Raw genomic sequence first — 18,506 nt, 5'->3', positions numbered from 1 at the left:
GGGGCCAACGGGTGAGAACTATCGGTAGCATCATACGGCCTGAGCGGAGCCTGGCCGAATATTTTTGCTGGGGATCCAGCCGTTTCCCGGATGTCGCGTTAAGGAGCGCAGGCGACAGCGGGGCTTCAGTTAACGACACAGTGTGTGACGAGGTAGGAGATGATGCAGATGTTCAAATATCCGCAGGGAGAAGGGGGCCATGAGGGCCGCTATGAATGTGAACCCGCCGCCGTTCGCCGGTACGTTTTACCCAGCTATTTACGCTTAACCCCCTTGCTAAGCAGGTTTGTAACCCGGTCAGTGTACCCACAAACCTACGCGTGCATGGGGGGAAACGGTCATGGCTGCTAATACTTCTCTTAACATCTCATCCGAGGCGGGAAAACCCCGGCTGCGCAAGTCGCTCAAGCTCTGGCAGGTGGTGATGATGGGCCTCGCCTACCTGACGCCGATGACGGTGTTCGATACCTTCGGCATCGTCTCCGGTATCAGCAACGGCCACGTCCCCGCCTCCTACCTGCTGGCGCTGGCGGGGGTGCTGTTTACCGCCATCAGCTACGGCAAGCTGGTGCGCCAGTTCCCGGAAGCGGGGTCGGCGTATACCTACGCGCAAAAATCAATCAGCCCCCACGTCGGCTTTATGGTCGGCTGGTCATCGCTGCTGGACTATCTGTTTCTGCCGATGATCAACGTCCTGCTGGCTAAAATCTATCTCTCCGCCCTGTTCCCCGAGGTTCCGCCGTGGGTGTGGGTGGTGTCGTTTGTGGCGATCCTCACCGCCGCGAACCTGAAGAGCGTGAGCCTGGTCGCCAACTTCAACACCCTGTTTGTGCTGGTGCAGATTTCGATCATGGTGGTCTTTATCGTGCTGGTGGTGCAGGGGCTGCATAAAGGTGAAGGCGTGGGGACCGTCTGGTCGCTGCAGCCGTTTATCAGCCAGAACGCGCATCTGATCCCGATCATCACCGGGGCGACGATCGTCTGCTTCTCGTTTCTCGGCTTTGATGCGGTGACCACGCTGTCGGAGGAGACTCCGGACGCCGCGCGGGTGATCCCGAAGGCCATTTTCCTCACCGCCATGTACGGCGGCATTATCTTCATCGCCGCCTCGTTCTTTATGCAGCTCTTTTTCCCCGATATCAGCCGCTTTAAGGACCCCGACGCGGCGCTGCCGGAGATTGCGCTGTACGTTGGCGGCAAGCTGTTCCAGTCAATTTTCCTCTGCACCACCTTCGTCAATACCCTGGCGTCGGGGCTGGCTTCGCACGCCAGCGTCTCGCGTCTGCTGTACGTGATGGGGCGCGACAACGTCTTCCCGGAGCGGGTTTTCGGCTATATCCACCCGAAATGGCGGACGCCGGCGCTGAACGTGATTATGGTCGGCATTGTCGCCCTGTCGGCGCTGTTCTTTGACCTGGTCACCGCCACGGCGCTGATCAACTTCGGCGCGCTGGTGGCCTTTACCTTTGTTAACCTGTCGGTGTTCAACCACTTCTGGCGGCGCAAGGGCTATAACAAAACCTGGAAGGACCGCTTCCACTATCTGCTGCTGCCGCTGATTGGCGCGGTGACGGTAGGCGTGCTGTGGGTGAACCTGGAGGCGACGTCCCTGACGCTGGGCCTGGTGTGGGCCGCGGTCGGTCTGCTGTACCTGACCTGGCTGACCCGGCGCTTTCGCAAGCCGCCGCCGCAGTTTGACGGCGCGAAGGTGGAGCAGGCCTGGGAGTCGTAGCGCAAAGGTGGACGCTGAATAAAGAAAAGCAGGCTATGCCTGCTTTTCTTTTGTCGCTATCGCGGAACGGGGGTTATTTTTTCTTCTTGTGAAAAGGCAGCTGGCTGGCGCGACGCTCTTTGACGTATGACACCAGACTGTAAAGCGCAACCCCCAGCAAAATGACCGCGGCGAGAAGGAGAATAATACCGGACATACACAATCCTGGGTCCTGGTTGAAAACGATGCACTCTATAAATACGCGGCTAAGATAGCATCGGGATATGTCTGAAATATGACTCTTCCATAGGTAAAACCTAACAACTGCCGCAGAGTAAACCTGTTGTTTTGTCGGGCGGGGTAACACTCCGTTAAGCGATTTTACAGACGCGCGGCCTTCAGGCTGCTACTCTGCACGCGAGTACGAATTGTCTGAGAATAATATTGAATGCGTAATAAACATGTCGTCAGCCTGTCAGGGGTGGCACTTATCCTGGTCTCGTTTGCTTCACAGGCAGAGACCGAACGTCAGCAAACCCGGGAACGGATCGTCGATCAGGTGCTCAAGCCCTGCGAAGGCAAGAAGGCCGGAGACAAAGTGGTGATGGTCGATCGCCGCGGCGGAGAGCATGAGGCTATCTGCACCCTGGCGGCGGTGCCGCTGCCGGAGTAGCCTCTACCGCCGCCGGGCAGATTAGAGATTTCCCGTGCCGCCATCCACCAGCAGTTCGGTTCCCACCACGTAGCTGGACTCGTCCGAGGCGAGATAGAGCGCGGCCTTCGCCAGCTCCTGCGGGGTGCCCATTCGCCCGAGCGGGACCAGGTTTTTGATCTCCTCCTGCAGGGCGCTCAGCGCCTGCGCGCTGAGGCCGAGCTTATCTAACGCCGGCGTGCGCACCGGGCCCGGGCTCAGGCCGTTAACGCGAACGCCGCGCGGCAGCAGCTCCGCCGACAGGGTGCGGGCCAGCGACAGCAGCCCGGCTTTGCTGGCGGCGTAGGCGCTGCTGGTCGGCAGGCCGATATGGGCGCTCACCGAGCCGCAGAGGATCACCGACGCCGGGTTCGCCAGCAGCGGCAGCAGAGCCTGTAGCAGAAAGAACGGCCCTTTGAGATTGGTATTCATCAACCGATCCCAGCTCTCTTCACGCCAGTCGCCAATATTCGCGTGGCTGACGTCGCCGGCGTTAATGAACACCGCATCGAGGCGCTCCCAGCGGCCGGCAAGAGTTTGCGCGAGCCGACGCTGGTCTGCGACGTCGCCCGCATCGGCGGCGATAGCCCATCCTCGATCCCCCAATAGTTCCTGCGCCTGTTGAAGCGCCTCAGGGCTGCGGCCGGTGACCGCAACCTGGGCGCCCTCGGCGATAAACTCCTGCGCCGTCGCGAGGCCGATGCCGCTGGTTCCTCCGGTAATTAAGGCTAATTTTCCTGCTAAACGTCCCATCGTGGTGCTCCCGTTCGCTTACTGGAAATCCCACTATAAAAGCATTAGTATCCAAAAGGTACCAGGTACCAATTGGGTACTAAAGAGGGAAGAGGTGTGCTATGGCGAAAACAGCGGCGCAGGCTGCGGAAAATAATTTTGTCCCCCCGGTCTGCCCGATGACCAGCTTCGTTAACCTGATCGCCGGGAAGTGGGCGATCCCGGTGCTCTATCGGCTGATCGTGCTGAATACTCCGGTGCGCTTTGGCGAACTGCTGCGCGCCATCGCCCCGATTACGCAAAAAGAGCTGACCCGCCAGCTGCGGCTGTTTGAGCAGCGCGGGCTGGTGTCGCGCCGCGTCTATCCGGAGATCCCGCCGCGGGTTGAGTACCAGATAACCGAGCTCGGGCTGTCGATGCGCGAAGCGCTGCAGCCGCTGGCGGAGTGGATGAACCACAACGGCCATCGGCTGAAGCGCTAAAAGAATGCCCGCGGCCTCAGTTTGCGCGCTGTTGTCTGGCAAAATGTCATAAATTTGTCACAATCAGGACGATACTAATCACTGACTGAGGGTTAAGGGATGAGAAAAAGTCTACTCGCCGGCGCGATTGCCGCTGGCGTTTTGCTGTCCGCGGGCGTCCAGGCGCAGGAGCAGGCGGCCCCGCAGGGCTATCAGCTCCAGCAGGTGCTGATCATGAGCCGCCACAACCTGCGCGCGCCGCTGGCGAATAACGGCAGCGTGCTGGAGCAGTCAACGCCGAAATCCTGGCCGGAGTGGGACGTTCCGGGCGGACAGCTGACCACCAAGGGCGGGGTGCTGGAAGTCTATATGGGGCACTATATGCGGGAGTGGCTGGCGCAGCAGAAGCTGGTGACCAGCGGCGAGTGCCCGCCGGACAACGCGGTGTATGCCTATGCTAATAGCCTGCAGCGCACCGTCGCGACCGCCCAGTTCTTTATCACCGGCGCCTTTCCCGGCTGCGGCGTAACCGTCCACCACCAGCCGCAAATGGGCACCATGGACCCGACCTTTAACCCGGTTATCACCGATGACTCCGCGGCGTTTAGCGAGAAAGCGGTGCAGGCCATGGAGAAAGAGCGGCAAAAAATGCAGCTCACCGAGAGCTATAAGCTGCTCGAAGAGATGACCGACTATCGCAATTCGCCCTCCTGCAAAGAGAAGCAGCAGTGCTCGCTGAGCGACGGAAAGGACGCCTTCAGCGCCAAATATCAGCAGGAGCCGGGCGTATCCGGACCGCTGAAGGTCGGTAATTCGCTGGTGGACGCGTTCACCCTGCAGTATTACGAAGGCTTCCCGCAGGACCAGGTGGCGTGGGGCGAAATCAAAACCGATAAGCAGTGGCAGGTGCTGTCGAAGCTGAAAAACGGCTATCAGGATAGCCTGTTTACCTCAACGGAAGTGGCGCGTAACGTTGCGAAGCCGCTGGTGAAGTATATCGACAAGGCGCTGGTGGGCGACGCGGCGCAGGCGGCGAAGGTGACGCTGCTGGTGGGGCATGATTCCAATATCGCCTCGCTGCTGACGGCGCTGGATTTTAAACCCTATCAGCTGCACGATCAGAACGAGCGCACGCCGATCGGCGGCAAAATTGTCTTCCAGCGCTGGCACGACAGCGGCAGCAACCGCGAGCTGATGAAGATTGAGTACGTCTATCAAAGTACCGCGCAGCTGCGCAATGCCGACGCCCTGACGCTGCAGTCGCCGCCGCAGCGGGTGACCCTGGCGCTGAACGGCTGTCCGGTGGACGCCGACGGATTCTGCCCGATGGAGACCTTTAAAACGGTGATGAACCAGGCCGCAAAATAAAGAAAAAAACCCGGAAAATTCCGGGTTTTTTTATTCTGCTACGTCGTGGTTATACGTTTTTACGTTCGATGGTTTGCTCGCCCCAGAACAGCGAATCTCGATCGGTTTTCGCAAAGGCCAGCGACAGCACTTCATCGCTGCCTTCTTCCCAGATTTTTTCCGCTAACTTTTCATCGTATTTAGCTAATTCGAAAATCGCTTCGGCGATCTCCACCGAGGTATTGCGTAAACTTGCCCATTCACCGACGCGGTGAGCTTTTGCTTCTTGAGTTGGCATGCAAATCCTCCTGCTAAGGGTTAACCGTGTAATTTAACCGCCAGGCCGGCGACGTGTTCGCCCTGGTAGCGGGCGATCGCCAGCTCTTCCTCGCTCGGCTGGCGAGAACCGTCGCCGCCGGCGATGGTGGTGGCGCCGTACGGCGTACCGCCGCGAACCACCGAGACGTCAAACAGTTCCTGAGCGCCGTAGCCAATCGGCACAATCACCATCCCGTGATGGGCTAGGGTGGTCCAGGTCGAGGTAATGGTCTGCTCCTGTCCACCGCCGGTGCCGGTGGAGCTGAATACGCTGGCCAGCTTGCCGTACAGCGCGCCGGATGCCCACAGACCGCCCGTCTGATCGAGGAAGGTGCGCATCTGTCCGGACATGTTGCCGAAACGGGTTGGGGTACCAAAGATGATGGCGTCATACTCAGCCAGCTCCTGCGGCGTGGCGACGGGCGCATTTTGCGTTTTCCCGCCTGCTTTGGCGAATGCCTCAGCATGCATAGTTTCCGGCACGCGCTTCACCACCACTTCCACGCCGTCTACTCTGTTCGCCCCTTCGGCGACGGCATGAGCCATGGTTTCGATGTGTCCATACATTGAATAATAAAGCACCAGAATTTTAGCCATTTGCATCACTCCTCGGTTGCGTTATAGGCCAGCCAAACGACTGGCTACCTTTAAAGATAAGGCGTCTGGCGGAGAGTGCAAATCTAACAATCATTTATTTGATTTATAACAAAATTGCAAAGATTGCCTTTGTCGCAAAAAGATACATTTTCCGCTGCGCTGCTTTCGTCTGCCATAAGAGCAGCTTAGCGCACTGCCGGTGCGGGAATATCCCGACAGAGCCGAAAGCTGTTGCAGGATGTTACTATTTACCGGATGAATGAGTTTCGTTCGCTACGCTTAAAGGCACGCGGTACGCTAATGGTCATGCCATAGGCCGCAGACGCTGCGGCTGCGTATCGCGCGTAATGCAGCATGATGTCTAACCAAGTGGAGGTCAGTGATGGCAAACCATCGTGGCGGTTCCGGCAACTTCGCCGAGGATCGTGAAAGAGCATCAGAAGCAGGTCGTAAAGGTGGTCAGCACAGCGGGGGGAACTTTAAAAACGATCCCCAGCGCGCCTCGGATGCGGGCAAAAAAGGGGGCAAAAACAGCCACGGCAATCGTCATAGCTGATTTATCGCCAATGACGCAGGTCGGGCGTTTTATGATGCGGGGTTAATCTCCCTGGCACCCTGCGCATCGCTCTCGCCGCCGGCAGCTGCCGGCGGTTTTTTTATTGCCAACGGTTGCGCTCCCGGCGGGCTAATTGCACACTATCCGGCTATCATTTGCTACCGGCCGCGCTATGTCTTCGTCTTCGTTCAAATTCTCCATTAAACCCCAGGAAGCGATCCTCATCGTGATCACCATGTTCTGGGGCGGTACCTTCCTTGCCGTCCAGTACGCCGTGACGCTCAGCGGGCCGTTCTTTTTTGTCGGCGTGCGTTTCGCGACCGCGGCGCTGGCGGTTGCTCTGCTATCGCTGCGCGTCCTGCGCGGGCTGACATGGCTTGAGCTGAAGGCCGGGGTGGCGATTGGCGTCTCGATAGCGCTAGGGTACAGCCTGCAAACCTGGGGCCTGCAGTCGATCTCCAGCAGCAAGTCGGCCTTTATTACCGCCATGTACGTTCCGCTGGTGCCGCTGCTGCAGTGGCTGTGCCTTGGGAAAATGCCGGGAGTGATGTCCTGCCTGGGCGTGGTGCTGGCCTTTACGGGCCTGATCCTGCTGGCCGGGCCGGAAAATAATCTGCTGGCGCTCGGCGTCGGCGAAGCGATCACCCTTGCCAGCGCGCTGGCGATCGCCGCGGAGATTATCTTAATTAGCGCCTGGGCCGGGAAGGTGGACGTCCGGCGGGTGACGGTGGTGCAGCTGGCCACCGCGTCGCTGGTGGCGTTTGCGGCGATGGTGCCGGCGGGGGAAGCGATCCCTGCGATGTCGCCGGGGCTGCTGGGCGTCGCGCTGGGGCTGGGTATTTTCAGCGCCATTATTCAGGTCACCATGAACTGGGCGCAGCGCAGCGTCTCGCCGACCAGGGCGACGCTTATTTATACCGGTGAGCCGGTGTGGGCGGGGATTTTTGGCCGCATTGCCGGCGAGCGCTTACCGCTGCTGGCGCTGGTAGGCTGCGCCTTTATTCTGGCCGGCGTTCTGGTGAGCGAGCTGAAGCTGAAGCGGAAAAAGGCCTCCGTTACGCAGGAGGCCCCGACGGAGGCCGGGGCGCTGTCCGAGCTTGCGGAGCGCCCGGATCCCTAGTCCCGGTCGGCCTGGCGCGACCGGGAAAGCACCGTTTATACCGTGGCGTTAGGCGCTTCAGCTACCCGCGCGCGGCGGCTAAGCAGAGCGTGCAGGAGAATGGCGCCAAAGGTCGCGGTGCCGATCCCGCCGAGGGTGAAGCCGCCCAGCGAGAGGGCAAAATCACCGGCGCCGAGCACCAGGGTTACCGCCACCATAATCAGGTTACCGTTCTGACTCAGGTCGACCCGGTTCTGCACCCAGATCCGCGCCCCGGCCACCGCAATCAGCCCAAATACCACAATCGAGGCCCCGCCGATGACCGGCCCGGGAATGGTGTGGATCAGCGCGCCAAACTTGGGCGAAAACCCGAGCAGGACGGCAATCAGCGCGGCGGCAACGAACACCAGCGTCGAGTAGACTTTGGTGACCGCCATCACCCCGATATTCTCCGCATAGGTGGTGACGCCGCTGCCGCCGACGGCGCCGGAAAGCATCGTCGCCAGCCCGTCGCCGACGAACGCCCGGCCCATATAGGGGTCCATATTGCGCCCGGTCATTCCGGCTACGGCCTTCAGGTGGCCGAGGTTTTCAGCGACCAGAATCACCGCCACGGGCGCAATCAGCATCATCGCCTGACCGTTAAAGGTCGGGGAGGTGAAGTGGGGAAGACCAAACCACGCGGCCTGTTCCAGCAGGGAAAAGTCGAGCGGCTTGCCCAGCCCGAGGCCGTTTGCCAGCAGCGCGTAGAGCACGCAGGCGGCGATCAGGCCGACGAGGATCAGCAGCCGCTGCAGCATGCCGCTGGTGAAGACCGCCACGAGGCCGATGCACAGCACGGTCAGCACCGCCATCCAGCCGTCAAACGGCGTCGCTGAAACGCTGCGCACCGCAATCGGCGCGAGGTTCAGGCCAATCGCCATCACCACCGCGCCGGTGACCACCGGCGGCATCAGGCGCTCAATCCAGCGGGTGCCGGCTTTCATCACCACCAGGCCAATCAGGGTATAGAGCAGGCCGCAGACGATAATCCCGCCGAGGGCGACGTCCAGATGCGGGTTCAGCCCCTGGCCGTTAAAGCCGGTGACGGCAATGACCACGCCAACAAAGGCCGCGCTGGAGCCCAGATAGCTCGGCACCCGGCCGCCGGTCACCAGAAAGAACAGCAGGGTGCCAATGCCCGACATCAGGATCGACAGGTTGGGGTCGAGCCCCATCAGTATCGGCATCAGCACGGTGGCGCCGAACATCGCGACCGCGTGCTGTACGCCCATAACCACCGTTTGCCCGACGGAAAGACGTTCATCGGGGGCCACCACGCCGGAAGCGGCGGAGGGGGAGGTCAACTGCCAGCGAGGAAAATCGAAAAGTGCCATGATGATATCCCGGGTTCAAGGTTAACAGGCTGGGCGCATAAGCGTGTGATAGCCGCGGTCGAACCACATCAGCCCGCGCGGCTGTGGATGCTTAACGATGGCGGCGACCTCGCAGAACAGAATGTCGTGGCTGCCGACGCTGACGACCTGGCTGATGCGGCAGTCGAAGCTCGCCAGGGCATCGTTCAGGCGCGGGCAGCCGGTGACGCCGGGCTGCCATTCGGCGGCGGCGAAGCGCTCCGCCATCGGCGTTTTACCGCCAAACAGATTGGATAACGGCTCCTGTCCCGCCGCCAGGGTATTGACGCACAGCGCCTGATGCTGGCTAAAGGTCGGCCACACCGAGGCGGAGCGGTTCAGGCAGACCAGCAGCGTCGGCGGCTCGTCGGTCACGCTGCACACCGCGCTGGCGGTAAAGCCGGCCCGGCCCGCCGGGCCGTCGGTGGTAATGATGTTCACCGCGGCGCCGACCTGGGCCATGGCGTCGCGAAAGCTTTGTTTATCCGCAATAGGCATGGAGGCTCCTTATGCCAGCCGGCAGGCGTCGTCAAAGGTGAGACGCGGCAGGCGATCGTAGAGCTTTGTCTCATCGCCATAGCCGATGTTAATCAACAGGTTGCTTTTCCATCCGCTGTCGGCAAAGAACGCCGCGTCGACCTTTTCCCGATCGAATCCCGACATCGGCCCGGTATCCAGACCGAGCGCGCGGCAGGCGAAAATCAGATAGGCCGCCTGCAGGGAGCTGTTGCGGAACGCGGTCTCCTCGGCAAGCTGGGGGCTGGAGGTAAACCAGCTGCGGGCGTCGCCGTGGGGAAACAGCTCCGGCAGGCGATCGTAAAAGGCGCTGTCCCACGCCACGATGGCGGTGACCGGCGCGCGGAGGGTTTTTTCCACGTTGCCGCTGGAGAGCGTCGGGCGCAGCTTCTCTTTACCCTCCGGGGTGCGGACAAAAACGATCCGCGCCGGAGAGCAGTTGGCCGAGGTTGGGCCCATTTTCATCAGCGCGTAAATTTCCTCCAGCAGGCCGTCGGCTACCGGCTTATCCAGCCAGCCGCTGTGGGTCCTGGCGTGGCCGAACAGCGTGTCGCACGCGCTTTGGCTAATACTCTCACTCATAAACTCTCCTGGCCGGCGGGCAGCATCGCGGCAAGCCCGTCGCATAAAATGGGGTTGAAGGTCTCGGTATCGGTGACGTTACAAGCATGGCCTCCCCAGGCCATCTCCACCAGCTGACTGCCGGGGATTGCGGCCTGCAGCGAGCGCGAGCAGGAGGCGGGCACCAGCAGATCGTCACGGGCGCTGATCATCAGGGTCGGACAGGTCACCGCCGCCGCCTGCCGGGAGAAGTCAGCCTGCTTCAGCGCCTGTAGCCGCTTCAGCAGATTGTCCTTACCCTGAAAATGGCTGAGCGCGAGGGCGTCCTCCGCCTCCATGCGCGGCACGCGCGCGGCCATCCATTCCGCCGGATAGAGGAACAGCGGCTGCGCTTCCACCCACGCCTGAGCGCCGCCGGTATGCAGCAGGCGCTCGCGCACCTGGAAGCAGCGGCGGGTGTGGGTCGACAGCGTTAGCCAGGCGTTAACCAGCACCAGGGCGCTGACCGCCCGGGGTTTGTCGAGCGCCAGCTGCAGGCCGATCAATCCTCCCAGCGCATGGCCCACCAGCGCGAAGCGCGTAATTCCGGCCTTCTCCAGCGCCTGCCACAGCTCCTGGGCCATAGTCGCCATGCTGTAGGCGGCGGGCAGTGGGCCGGCGTTTTCGCCGGTGCCGTTCTGGTCATAGGTCACCAGCTGGTATCGCTCTGCCAGCGGCGCGCGCTGGGCGGTCCAGTAGCTGCCGGCGCCGCCCAGCCCGGCGCTTAGCACCACAACCGGGGCGCCGACATAAGGCGCAGGGGCGATATTGAGCTTCATAGCGCCGGCTTCCCGATATGCGCCACCGTGGCGATCTCCACCAGCGCCTCAGGCTTCACCAGGCCGCACTGAATGCAGAACCGAGCCGGCTTATCGCCGGGGAAGAACTCGGCGTAAACTTCGTTAATCGCGGCGTAGTTTTTCCAGTCGGTGATAAAGATGCTGTTGAAGGTCACATCCTCCATACTGCCCCCCGCCGTTTCGATAACGCTGCGGATGGTCTCCAGAACGTGACGGGTTTGCGCCTTTGGGTCGCCGATATAGACCACGTTGTTTTGCTTATCGAACGGCAGCGTACCGGAGACGTACACCACGCCATCGGCCAGCGTGCCGGGAACGAAAGGGGCGATCGGCGTAGTGGTGCCGGGTGGAATAATGACCTGTTTAGGCATAACGTTTCTCCTCCGGGAACGGGATGGGGCTGGCGGGCTGCAGGGCGTCGCAGAAGCTGGCGACGTCGCTGACCCAGCCAAAGAAGGTCTCAATATTGAACAGCGCCGCCTGCTGAGCGAAGGCCGGTCCGGCCTGATGGGTGGCGTCCTCCAGCACGATGCCGAAATATTCGAGGAAGAAGCCGTCGCGCAGGGTGGACTCCACGCAGACGTTGGTGGCGATGCCGGTGAACACCAGGTGGCGAACGCCGCGGCTGCGCAAAATGCTGTCCAGCTGGGTGTTGTAGAAGCCGCTGTAGCGCGGTTTTGGCAGCACCACGTCGCCCGGCTGCGGCTTAAGCTCATCAACCAGCTGGTAGTCCCAGCCGCCTTTAGCCAGCAGCTTGCCCTGCAGCTCGGGACGGCGGCGCATGGTCTTCAGGGCGTTGGATTTATGGTAATTGGGCGAGCCGGGGCCGCCAGCCTCCATGTACTGGTCGTCCCAGCCGTTCTGGAACCAGATAATCAGCATTCCGGCGGCGCGGGCGGCGGCGACGGCGGTGTTGATATTGTCGATAACCGGCCGGGTGGCGGAGACGTCAAACCCGGCCAGATCGAGATAGCCGCCCTGGCTTGCATAGGCGTTTTGCATATCCACCACGATCAGCGCGCTGTTTTGCGCCGCGAAGGTTAAGGATTCCGGGCGAGCGGGAAGGGTAATCATCAGGCAACCTCGCGAGTAGCGGTGGCAATATGGTCGCGGCAGCGCATCAGCGGCTGAATGCGCTCGCCGAAGGCGTCAATGCCGGAGAGGAAATCATCAAAGGTCAGCAGCACGCCGTCGGTACCTGGGACCGCGGCGACTTCATCGAGCATGCGGGCGACGCTGGCGTAGGAGCCGACGAGGGTGCCCATGTTGATATTGACCGCCGAGGTGGGGTCGGCCATCTGGCGGACGTTGGTATCGCTGCCGGAGCGGGTATCCTTCTGGCTCTGCTCGGTGAGCCACGCCAGCGCCTCTTCGTCGGCGCCGGCCTTGTAGTGCTCCCATTTTGCGCGCGCGGCTTCATCCGTTTCGTCGGCGATAACCATAAACAGCACGTACGAGCCGACGTCGCGACCGGTTTTTTCTGCCGCCTGCATCATGCGCGCGGCGGTCGGGGCGAAGGCGGCCGGGGTGTTGACCCCTTTGCCGAAGCAGAAGTTGTAGTCGGCGTACTGGGCGGAGAAGGCCATGCCGGCATCGCTTTGTCCGGCGCAGATAACCTTCATCGGCTGCGACGGCTGCGGGCTGACGCGGCAGTCGTTCATCGTGAAGTGGTCGCCCTTAAAGTCGCTCTTCCCGGTGCCCCACAGATCGCGCAGCACCTGGACATATTCGCTGAGATAGTCGTAGCGGCTGGCGAAATAGTCGTCACCCGGCCAGATCCCCATCTGCTCGTACTCCGGCTTTTGCCAGCCGGTGACCAGGTTGACGCCGAAGCGGCCGCCGGAAATCGAGTCGATGGTGGAGGCCATCCGGGCGACGATGGCCGGAGGCAGGGTCAGGGTGGCGGCGGTGGCGTAGATCTGGATCCGCGACGTCACCGCCGCGAGGCCCGCCATCAGGGTGAAGGATTCGAGATTGTGATCCCAGAATTCGGTTTTACCGCCAAAGCCGCGCAGCTTGATCATCGACAGCGCGAAGTCAAAGTTGTAGTGCTCGGCTTTCTGCACAATCGCTTTATTCAGCTCAAACGTCGGCATGTACTGCGGGGCATGGGTGGAGATGAGCCAGCCGTTATTGCCGATCGGAACGAAGACACCAATTTTCATATGCACCTCTTTGCGGTCGTTAAACAAGAAGGCGTGCGGCGCTGCATCCTGCATCTTCCTGAGCCACCTCGCTAATCTGATAAAGCAAAGACGATGCCAGTTTTACAAATGCCAATGTTATTAATGTGTTGCTTAATGGTTGCCGGATGTGAGCCCTGGAAAAGTAGACTAAATGGTCAAAATCGGTGCACGAAAAAACGGCGGTCATGCGCAATTGGGGTGCAGGAGGTCGTGTCGGCGATGGGCTTTTGCTATGCTGATGGCGGTGAAACAAGGAGATAACAAATGGCACAGGGCGCCGAGAAAAAAAGCGGCAAGCGTTCGCTGGCGGTGAGCGCAAAGAAAGAGGCTATCCTCGCCGCCGCGCTGGACGCGTTTTCGCAATTTGGCATTCACGGCACGCGGCTTGAGCAGGTTGCGGAGCTGTCCGGGGTATCGAAAACCAATTTGCTTTACTACTACCCGTCGAAAGAGGCGCTGTACGTTGCCGTTTTGCAGCAGATCCTCACCATCTGGCTGGCGCCGCTGAAGGCCTTTCGCGAAGATATCAGCCCGCTGGTGGCGATCCGCGAGTACATTCGCCTGAAGCTGGAGGTCTCCCGCGACCATCCGCAGGCGTCAAAGCTGTTCTGCCTCGAGATGCTGCAGGGCGCGCCGCTGCTGATGGGGGAGCTAACCGGCGATCTGAAAGCGCTGGTGGATGAAAAGTCGGCGATCGTTTCCGGCTGGGTTGAAAGCGGCAAGCTGGCGCCGGTCGATCCCCAGCACCTGATCTTTATGATCTGGGCCACCACGCAGCATTACGCCGATTTTGCCACCCAGATTGAGGCGGTGACCGGCGCAACGCTGCGCGATGAAGCGTTCTTTCAGCAGACCGTGGAGAACGTTCAGCGGATGATCGTTGAAGGGATCCGGGTGCGCTAGTTGGCCGGCGGCAGCGGGCAGCTCAGATCGCCCTCTTCACACTGCAGCAGCGAGGAGAGATACGATTCGCGCTCCACGGTTTTGTCCGTCATGCACTGGTTGACGAGCGTCGGCTGGATGGTGCCGCCTTCGGACCCGGAGGTCAAAAACGCGCAGTCGGCGTCGCGCAGCGCGATCCACGCCAGCTGAGATTTCTTCAGCAGCGCCTGCTGGCTGCCTGAGGCGCGCTTCAGCGCCTGCTGGTAGGTCTGGTTGAGCTTGCCGTCGGCCGCCTGATACTGCGCCGCCGTGCACTGATTCATCTCCATCTGATTGTTGGCATTGGCGCATTCGTCCGCCAGCGCCTGACCGCTTGCTAACAGGGCGGCAAGCGCGAGTAAAGTGCGTTTCATTGTTCCACTCCCATACATAAAAAAGGCCCCCGTCCGGGAGCCTTAATTAACCACAGCTTTGGCCTGCTGTCATCCGGTCTGCGATCCCCCGGCGGCGGGCCAGGGTTTTGCCCGACGCCGCCTGCGGGAATCGGCCTTAGCCGATGGTCATCAGGCTGGCGTTTCCGCCCGCCGCCGCGGTATTGACGCTGAGCGAGCGCTCGATATAGAGGCGCTCCAGCAGCAGGTTGGTTTCGCCGCGGGCGAATCCCTGTACCGAAACGATCGCCCCGTCCCGCGCCGCCACCTGTTCGCACAGCGCGCGCAGCTGATCGGAGTCGCCGTGGTAAATCACCGCGTCGAAGGCCTGGGCGGTGAGCTCGGCCTCTTTGGCGAAGCGGATGCGCTCGCTGACTTCGCGTGGCAGCTTCTTCGCCAGTTCGCGATGCAGGGCGTTATCCGGCCACAGGATCTCGCAGCCGACGGCGGCAACCGCCGCCAGCTGGGTCAGCGTATCCTGTTCATTATCCGCCACGCACAGCACGCGGTCGCGAGGGATAAAGGTCAGGGTGTTGCGCTCGCCGGTCGGCCCCGGCAGCAGGCGCTGGGTGCCGGCCTGCGCCTGTTCGCTATACTGCTGGCACAGCGCCTGCAGCTCTGGCCGGCCTGCGGCCCACTGCTGTAGCGCGACCAGCGGTTTTTCCAGCAGGGTTTTCAGCTGGGCGTCCAGCGGACGTTCAGCGTCCTGGCGGGCAAGGGTTGCGCCGACGGCGTTGTGCGGACGGCTTGAGAGCAGGCGGTACAGATACAGCGGGCCGCCGGCTTTCGGGCCGGTGCCCGACAGGCCTTCGCCGCCGAACGGCTGGACGCCAACCACCGCGCCCACCATATTGCGGTTGACGTACAGGTTGCCGACTTTTGCGCTGCCGGTGACCTGGGCGATGGTTTCGTCGATGCGGGTATGGACCCCGAGCGTCAGGCCGTAGCCGGAAGCGTTGATCTGCTCAACCAGCCGATCCAGCGCGTTGCGGTTATAGCGCACCACGTGCAGGACCGGGCCAAAGACCTCTTTTTTCAGTTCGTCAAAGCTGTCGAGTTCGATAAGCGTCGGCGGAACGAAGGTTCCGCTCTGCCATTCGCGGGCGTCGTCGCCGTTCTCGCGCACCGCCTGGAAGACGTTGCGCCCCTTGGCGCGCAGCGTCTGAATGTGGCGCTCGATATTCTCTTTCGCTTCGGCATCAATCACCGGCCCGATATCGGTGGTCAGGCGGCCCGGGTTGCCCATCCGGCATTCGCCCATTGCGCCACGCAGCATGGTCAGCGTATGGTCGGCGATCTCCTCCTGCAGACAGAGCACCCGCAGCGCGGAGCAGCGCTGGCCGGCGCTATCGAAGGCGGAAGCCAGCACGTCAACCACCACCTGTTCGGTCAGCGCCGACGAGTCGACGATCATCGCGTTCATGCCGCCGGTTTCGGCAATCAGCGGCGTCGGACGCCCCTGGGCGTCAAGGCGGCTGGCGATGTTGCGCTGCAGTAGCGTCGCAACCTCGGTGGAGCCGGTAAACATCACCCCGCGCACGCGCTGGTCGCCGGTGAGCGCCGCGCCGACGGTTTCCCCGCGGCCCGGCAGCAGCTGGATAACGCCCGGCGGGACGCCGGCCTCCAGCAGAATCGCCACGCCCTGAGCGGCGATCAGCGGCGTCTGCTCGGCGGGTTTCGCCAGCACGCTGTTGCCCGCGGCCAGCGCGGCGGCAATCTGGCCGGTGAAGATCGCCAGCGGGAAGTTCCACGGGCTGATGCACACCACCGGACCCAGCGGGCGGTGGGTTTCATTATCAAAATCGTCGCGAACCTGGCCGGCGTAGTAGTGCAGGAAGTCGACCGCTTCGCGAACCTCGGCGATGGCGTTGCTGAAGGTTTTACCCGCTTCGCGCACCAGAATCCCGATCAGCGTCTGCGTTTGGCCTTCCATCAGGATCGCCGCGCGCTCGAGGATGGCCGCACGCTCCTGCGGCGGGGTGGCGAACCAGATCGGCGCGCAGTTGACCGCGCTGGTCAGCGCCTGCTGTACCTCTTCGTCGCTGGCTTCGCGCACGTGGCCGACGATATCCTTCGGCTCGGCAGGGTTAACGATCGCCTGCAGCTCGCCTTCGGCAGCCGGATGCTCCAGCATCGGCAGGGCCTGCCACTTGTGCAGGGCGCTGTTGAGTAAAGAGGAGGAGAGGGAGGCGAGGCGGTGCTCGTTCGCCAGATCCAGCCCCGCGGAGTTGCTGCGGCCCTGACCATAGAGATCGCGCGGCAGCGGAATTTTCGGATGCGGCAGGCCGGCCTGGCCCTCCTGTTGGGCCAGCTTCTCGACCGCGCTGACCGGGTCGGCGACCAGTTCGTCAAGCGGCAGGCTAGTATCGGCGATGCGGTTGACGAAGGAGGTGTTGGCGCCGTTCTCCAGCAGGCGGCGAACCAGGTAGGCCAGCAGGGTTTCGTGGGTGCCGACCGGGGCATAGATTCGGCACGGTCGGTTGAGCTTGCCGTCGGCCACTTTGCCTACGACCTGCTCATACAGCGGCTCGCCCATGCCGTGCAGGCACTGGAATTCGTACTGACCCGGATAATAGTTCTGCCCCGCCAGCTGGTAAATGGCCGCCAGGGTATGGGCGTTGTGGGTGGCGAACTGCGGGTAAATCAGGCTCGGCACCGTCAGCAGCTTTTTCGCGCAGGCGAGATAGGAGACGTCGGTGTAAACCTTGCGGGTATAAACCGGGTAGCCTTCCAGGCCGTCCATCTGCGCGCGCTTGATTTCGCTGTCCCAGTAGGCGCCCTTGACCAGGCGGATCATCAGACGACGGCGGCTGCGGGTGGCGAGATCGATCAGCGAGTCAATCACGAACGGACAGCGCTTCTGATAGGCCTGAATCACGAAGCCGATCCCGTTCCAGCCCGCCAGCTCCGGCTCAAAGCACAGCTTCTCCAGCAGGTCGAGAGAGATCTCCAGGCGATCGGCCTCTTCGGCGTCGATGTTAATGCCGATATCGTACTGGCGCGCCAGCAGGGTCAGCGACTTCAGGCGCGGATAGAGCTCATCCATCACCCGATCGTACTGCGCGCGGCTGTAGCGCGGATGCAGGGCGGAGAGCTTGATGGAGATCCCCGGCCCTTCATAGATGCCGCGGCCGTTGGAGGCTTTGCCAATCGCGTGAATTGCCTGCTGATAGGAGACCATATAGGCCTGGGCGTCGGCGGCGGTCAGCGCCGCTTCCCCGAGCATATCGTAGGAGTAGCGGAAGCCCTTCTCTTCCAGCTTGCGGGCGTTGGCCAGCGCTTCGGCGATGGTTTCGCCGGTGACGAACTGCTCGCCCATCAGGCGCATCGCCATATCGACGCCTTTGCGAATCAGCGGCTCGCCGCTTTTACCAATGATTCGGTTCAGCGAGCGCGACAGGCTGGTTTCATTGTGGGTGGAGACCAGCTTGCCGGTAAACAGCAGCCCCCAGGTGGCGGCGTTAACGAACAGCGACGGGCTGCGGCCGATATGCGACTGCCAGTTACCGTTGCTGATCTTGTCGCGAATAAGGGCGTCGCGGGTGGCTTTATCCGGAATACGCAGCAGCGCCTCCGCGAGGCACATCAGCGCCACGCCCTCCTGGGAGGAGAGGGAGAACTCCTGCAGCAGGCTCTGCACCATGCCGGCGCGCCCGCTGGCGGTTTTTTGATTGCGCAGCTTTTCCGCCAGCGTCCAGGCCAGCTTATGCGCCTGTTCGCCCAGCGCCTGCGGCAGGCGGGCCTGCTCGAGGAGCATCGGCACGGCGTCGGTTTCGGCGCGGCGATAAGCGGCGGTAATGTCTGCCCGCGCCACCGACTGGGGCAGGATCTGCTCGGCAAATTCAAGGAACGGCTGGTACGGCTCTTCGCTCAGCGGACCCGCGTCGTCGCTTTCGTTGGCCGCTCCGGAGAGCAGCGCCGGAAGCTCGGGCAGCGATTCGTCATTCTCCAGCTTTTCCAGATAGTTGAAAATCGCCTGCTTAATCAGCCAGTGCGGCGTGCGGTCGATACGGCTGGCGGCGGACTTGATGCGTTCGCGCGTAGCTTCGTCAAGTTTAACGCCCATGGTGGTGGTGCCCATGTCATGAACTCCTGTTATTGGTCACTCGCTTCATCCATGACCGGACCCGTATTGTGGCGGCATGATTCGGCGAGCTGAGCTTCTGTGCGGTTATGAGGTTGCGT

20 protein-coding genes are annotated in these 18,506 nt (G+C 61.9%); 7 read left to right on the top strand and 13 right to left on the bottom strand.

The window, feature by feature from the left end; genetic code table 11:
* Positions 1 to 340: 340 nt before the first annotated feature.
* Positions 341 to 1,732 carry an APC family permease gene (locus MMW58_RS18230; RefSeq protein ID WP_159236479.1) on the top strand — a complete coding sequence of 464 codons (1,392 nt, stop codon included), beginning with the start codon at positions 341 to 343 and terminating at the stop codon, positions 1,730 to 1,732.
* Positions 1,733 to 1,805: 73 nt separating this feature from the next.
* Here the strand turns inward: MMW58_RS18230 and MMW58_RS18225 are convergent, their stop codons facing one another.
* On the bottom strand, positions 1,806 to 1,928 hold the full coding sequence (locus MMW58_RS18225) for a small membrane protein (RefSeq protein ID WP_095096195.1): 123 nt from the start codon (positions 1,926 to 1,928) through the stop codon (positions 1,806 to 1,808).
* A gap of 231 nt (positions 1,929 to 2,159) precedes the next feature.
* On the opposite strand from MMW58_RS18225, the gene MMW58_RS18220 reads away from it, so the two are divergent.
* Positions 2,160 to 2,384, top strand: coding sequence for a hypothetical protein (locus MMW58_RS18220; protein WP_045854783.1), 225 nt, complete (start codon positions 2,160 to 2,162; stop codon positions 2,382 to 2,384).
* A 21-nt stretch (positions 2,385 to 2,405) separates the two neighbouring features.
* Here MMW58_RS18220 and MMW58_RS18215 read toward each other — a convergent pair whose 3' ends face one another.
* The gene (locus MMW58_RS18215) at positions 2,406 to 3,155 is read right to left on the bottom strand and encodes an SDR family oxidoreductase (RefSeq protein WP_133597376.1); all 750 of its coding nucleotides are present in this window, start codon (positions 3,153 to 3,155) and stop codon (positions 2,406 to 2,408) included.
* Between the two features lie 101 nt (positions 3,156 to 3,256).
* On the opposite strand from MMW58_RS18215, the gene MMW58_RS18210 reads away from it, so the two are divergent.
* Positions 3,257 to 3,616, top strand: a complete 360-nt coding sequence (locus MMW58_RS18210; RefSeq protein ID WP_133597378.1) for a winged helix-turn-helix transcriptional regulator — start codon at positions 3,257 to 3,259, stop codon at positions 3,614 to 3,616.
* Positions 3,617 to 3,715: 99 nt separating this feature from the next.
* A complete protein-coding gene (gene agp / locus MMW58_RS18205) occupies positions 3,716 to 4,963 on the top strand; it encodes a bifunctional glucose-1-phosphatase/inositol phosphatase (protein ID WP_133597380.1) in 1,248 nt (415 codons plus the stop codon).
* Positions 4,964 to 5,012: 49 nt separating this feature from the next.
* On the opposite strand, the gene MMW58_RS18200 is transcribed toward agp, so the two are convergent.
* Both MMW58_RS18200 and wrbA read right to left on the bottom strand, forming a co-directional pair.
* Complete coding sequence (locus MMW58_RS18200; protein WP_133597382.1) at positions 5,013 to 5,240, bottom strand: YccJ family protein; 228 nt, start codon at positions 5,238 to 5,240, stop codon at positions 5,013 to 5,015.
* 20 nt (positions 5,241 to 5,260) lie between these two features.
* Positions 5,261 to 5,857, bottom strand: a complete 597-nt coding sequence (gene wrbA / locus MMW58_RS18195) for an NAD(P)H:quinone oxidoreductase (protein ID WP_041144911.1) — start codon at positions 5,855 to 5,857, stop codon at positions 5,261 to 5,263.
* Between the two features lie 382 nt (positions 5,858 to 6,239).
* On the opposite strand from wrbA, the gene MMW58_RS18190 reads away from it, so the two are divergent.
* Both MMW58_RS18190 and MMW58_RS18185 read left to right on the top strand, forming a co-directional pair.
* Positions 6,240 to 6,413: a con-10 family general stress protein gene (locus MMW58_RS18190; RefSeq protein WP_041144912.1), complete on the top strand. Its 174-nt coding sequence runs from the start codon at positions 6,240 to 6,242 to the stop codon at positions 6,411 to 6,413.
* 172 nt (positions 6,414 to 6,585) lie between these two features.
* Positions 6,586 to 7,533 carry a DMT family transporter gene (locus MMW58_RS18185; RefSeq protein WP_241721781.1) on the top strand — a complete coding sequence of 316 codons (948 nt, stop codon included), beginning with the start codon at positions 6,586 to 6,588 and terminating at the stop codon, positions 7,531 to 7,533.
* 35 nt (positions 7,534 to 7,568) lie between these two features.
* On the opposite strand, the gene rutG is transcribed toward MMW58_RS18185, so the two are convergent.
* The 7 genes from rutG to rutA are packed head-to-tail and all read right to left on the bottom strand — an operon-like array spanning position 7,569 to position 12,987.
* Complete coding sequence (rutG, locus tag MMW58_RS18180; protein WP_045854790.1) at positions 7,569 to 8,888, bottom strand: pyrimidine utilization transport protein G; 1,320 nt, start codon at positions 8,886 to 8,888, stop codon at positions 7,569 to 7,571.
* Positions 8,889 to 8,909: 21 nt separating this feature from the next.
* The gene (gene rutF / locus MMW58_RS18175; protein ID WP_123707388.1) at positions 8,910 to 9,404 is read right to left on the bottom strand and encodes an NADH-dependent FMN reductase RutF; all 495 of its coding nucleotides are present in this window, start codon (positions 9,402 to 9,404) and stop codon (positions 8,910 to 8,912) included.
* 9 nt (positions 9,405 to 9,413) lie between these two features.
* Positions 9,414 to 10,004: a malonic semialdehyde reductase gene (locus tag MMW58_RS18170; RefSeq protein WP_241721780.1), complete on the bottom strand. Its 591-nt coding sequence runs from the start codon at positions 10,002 to 10,004 to the stop codon at positions 9,414 to 9,416.
* Positions 10,001 to 10,801 carry a pyrimidine utilization protein D gene (gene rutD, locus MMW58_RS18165; RefSeq protein ID WP_241721779.1) on the bottom strand — a complete coding sequence of 267 codons (801 nt, stop codon included), beginning with the start codon at positions 10,799 to 10,801 and terminating at the stop codon, positions 10,001 to 10,003. The genes MMW58_RS18170 and rutD overlap by 4 nt, the downstream gene beginning before the upstream one ends.
* A complete protein-coding gene (gene rutC, locus MMW58_RS18160; RefSeq protein ID WP_041144918.1) occupies positions 10,798 to 11,193 on the bottom strand; it encodes a pyrimidine utilization protein C in 396 nt (131 codons plus the stop codon). Before rutC ends, rutD begins: the two co-directional genes overlap by 4 nt.
* Positions 11,186 to 11,896: a pyrimidine utilization protein B gene (gene rutB, locus MMW58_RS18155; RefSeq protein ID WP_095096233.1), complete on the bottom strand. Its 711-nt coding sequence runs from the start codon at positions 11,894 to 11,896 to the stop codon at positions 11,186 to 11,188. Before rutB ends, rutC begins: the two co-directional genes overlap by 8 nt.
* A complete protein-coding gene (rutA, locus tag MMW58_RS18150; RefSeq protein WP_128878545.1) occupies positions 11,896 to 12,987 on the bottom strand; it encodes a pyrimidine utilization protein A in 1,092 nt (363 codons plus the stop codon). The genes rutB and rutA overlap by 1 nt, the downstream gene beginning before the upstream one ends.
* 285 nt (positions 12,988 to 13,272) lie before the next feature.
* Here rutA and rutR point away from each other — a divergent pair, with 285 nt between their 5' ends.
* The gene (gene rutR, locus MMW58_RS18145) at positions 13,273 to 13,911 is read left to right on the top strand and encodes an HTH-type transcriptional regulator RutR (protein WP_041144920.1); all 639 of its coding nucleotides are present in this window, start codon (positions 13,273 to 13,275) and stop codon (positions 13,909 to 13,911) included.
* Here the strand turns inward: rutR and MMW58_RS18140 are convergent.
* Positions 13,908 to 14,303 carry a lysozyme inhibitor LprI family protein gene (locus MMW58_RS18140; protein WP_159236473.1) on the bottom strand — a complete coding sequence of 132 codons (396 nt, stop codon included), beginning with the start codon at positions 14,301 to 14,303 and terminating at the stop codon, positions 13,908 to 13,910. The genes rutR and MMW58_RS18140 overlap by 4 nt on opposite strands.
* A 136-nt stretch (positions 14,304 to 14,439) precedes the next feature.
* Positions 14,440 to 18,402, bottom strand: coding sequence for a trifunctional transcriptional regulator/proline dehydrogenase/L-glutamate gamma-semialdehyde dehydrogenase (putA, locus tag MMW58_RS18135; protein WP_241721778.1), 3,963 nt, complete (start codon positions 18,400 to 18,402; stop codon positions 14,440 to 14,442).
* Between the last annotated feature and the right edge of the window lie 104 nt (positions 18,403 to 18,506).

The sequence above is a fragment of the Klebsiella sp. HC6 genome, assembly GCF_022605325.1.
GTDB classification, from domain to species: Bacteria; Pseudomonadota; Gammaproteobacteria; order Enterobacterales; family Enterobacteriaceae; genus Klebsiella; species Klebsiella terrigena.
This window is presented reverse-complemented; position numbering and strand designations above follow the sequence as displayed.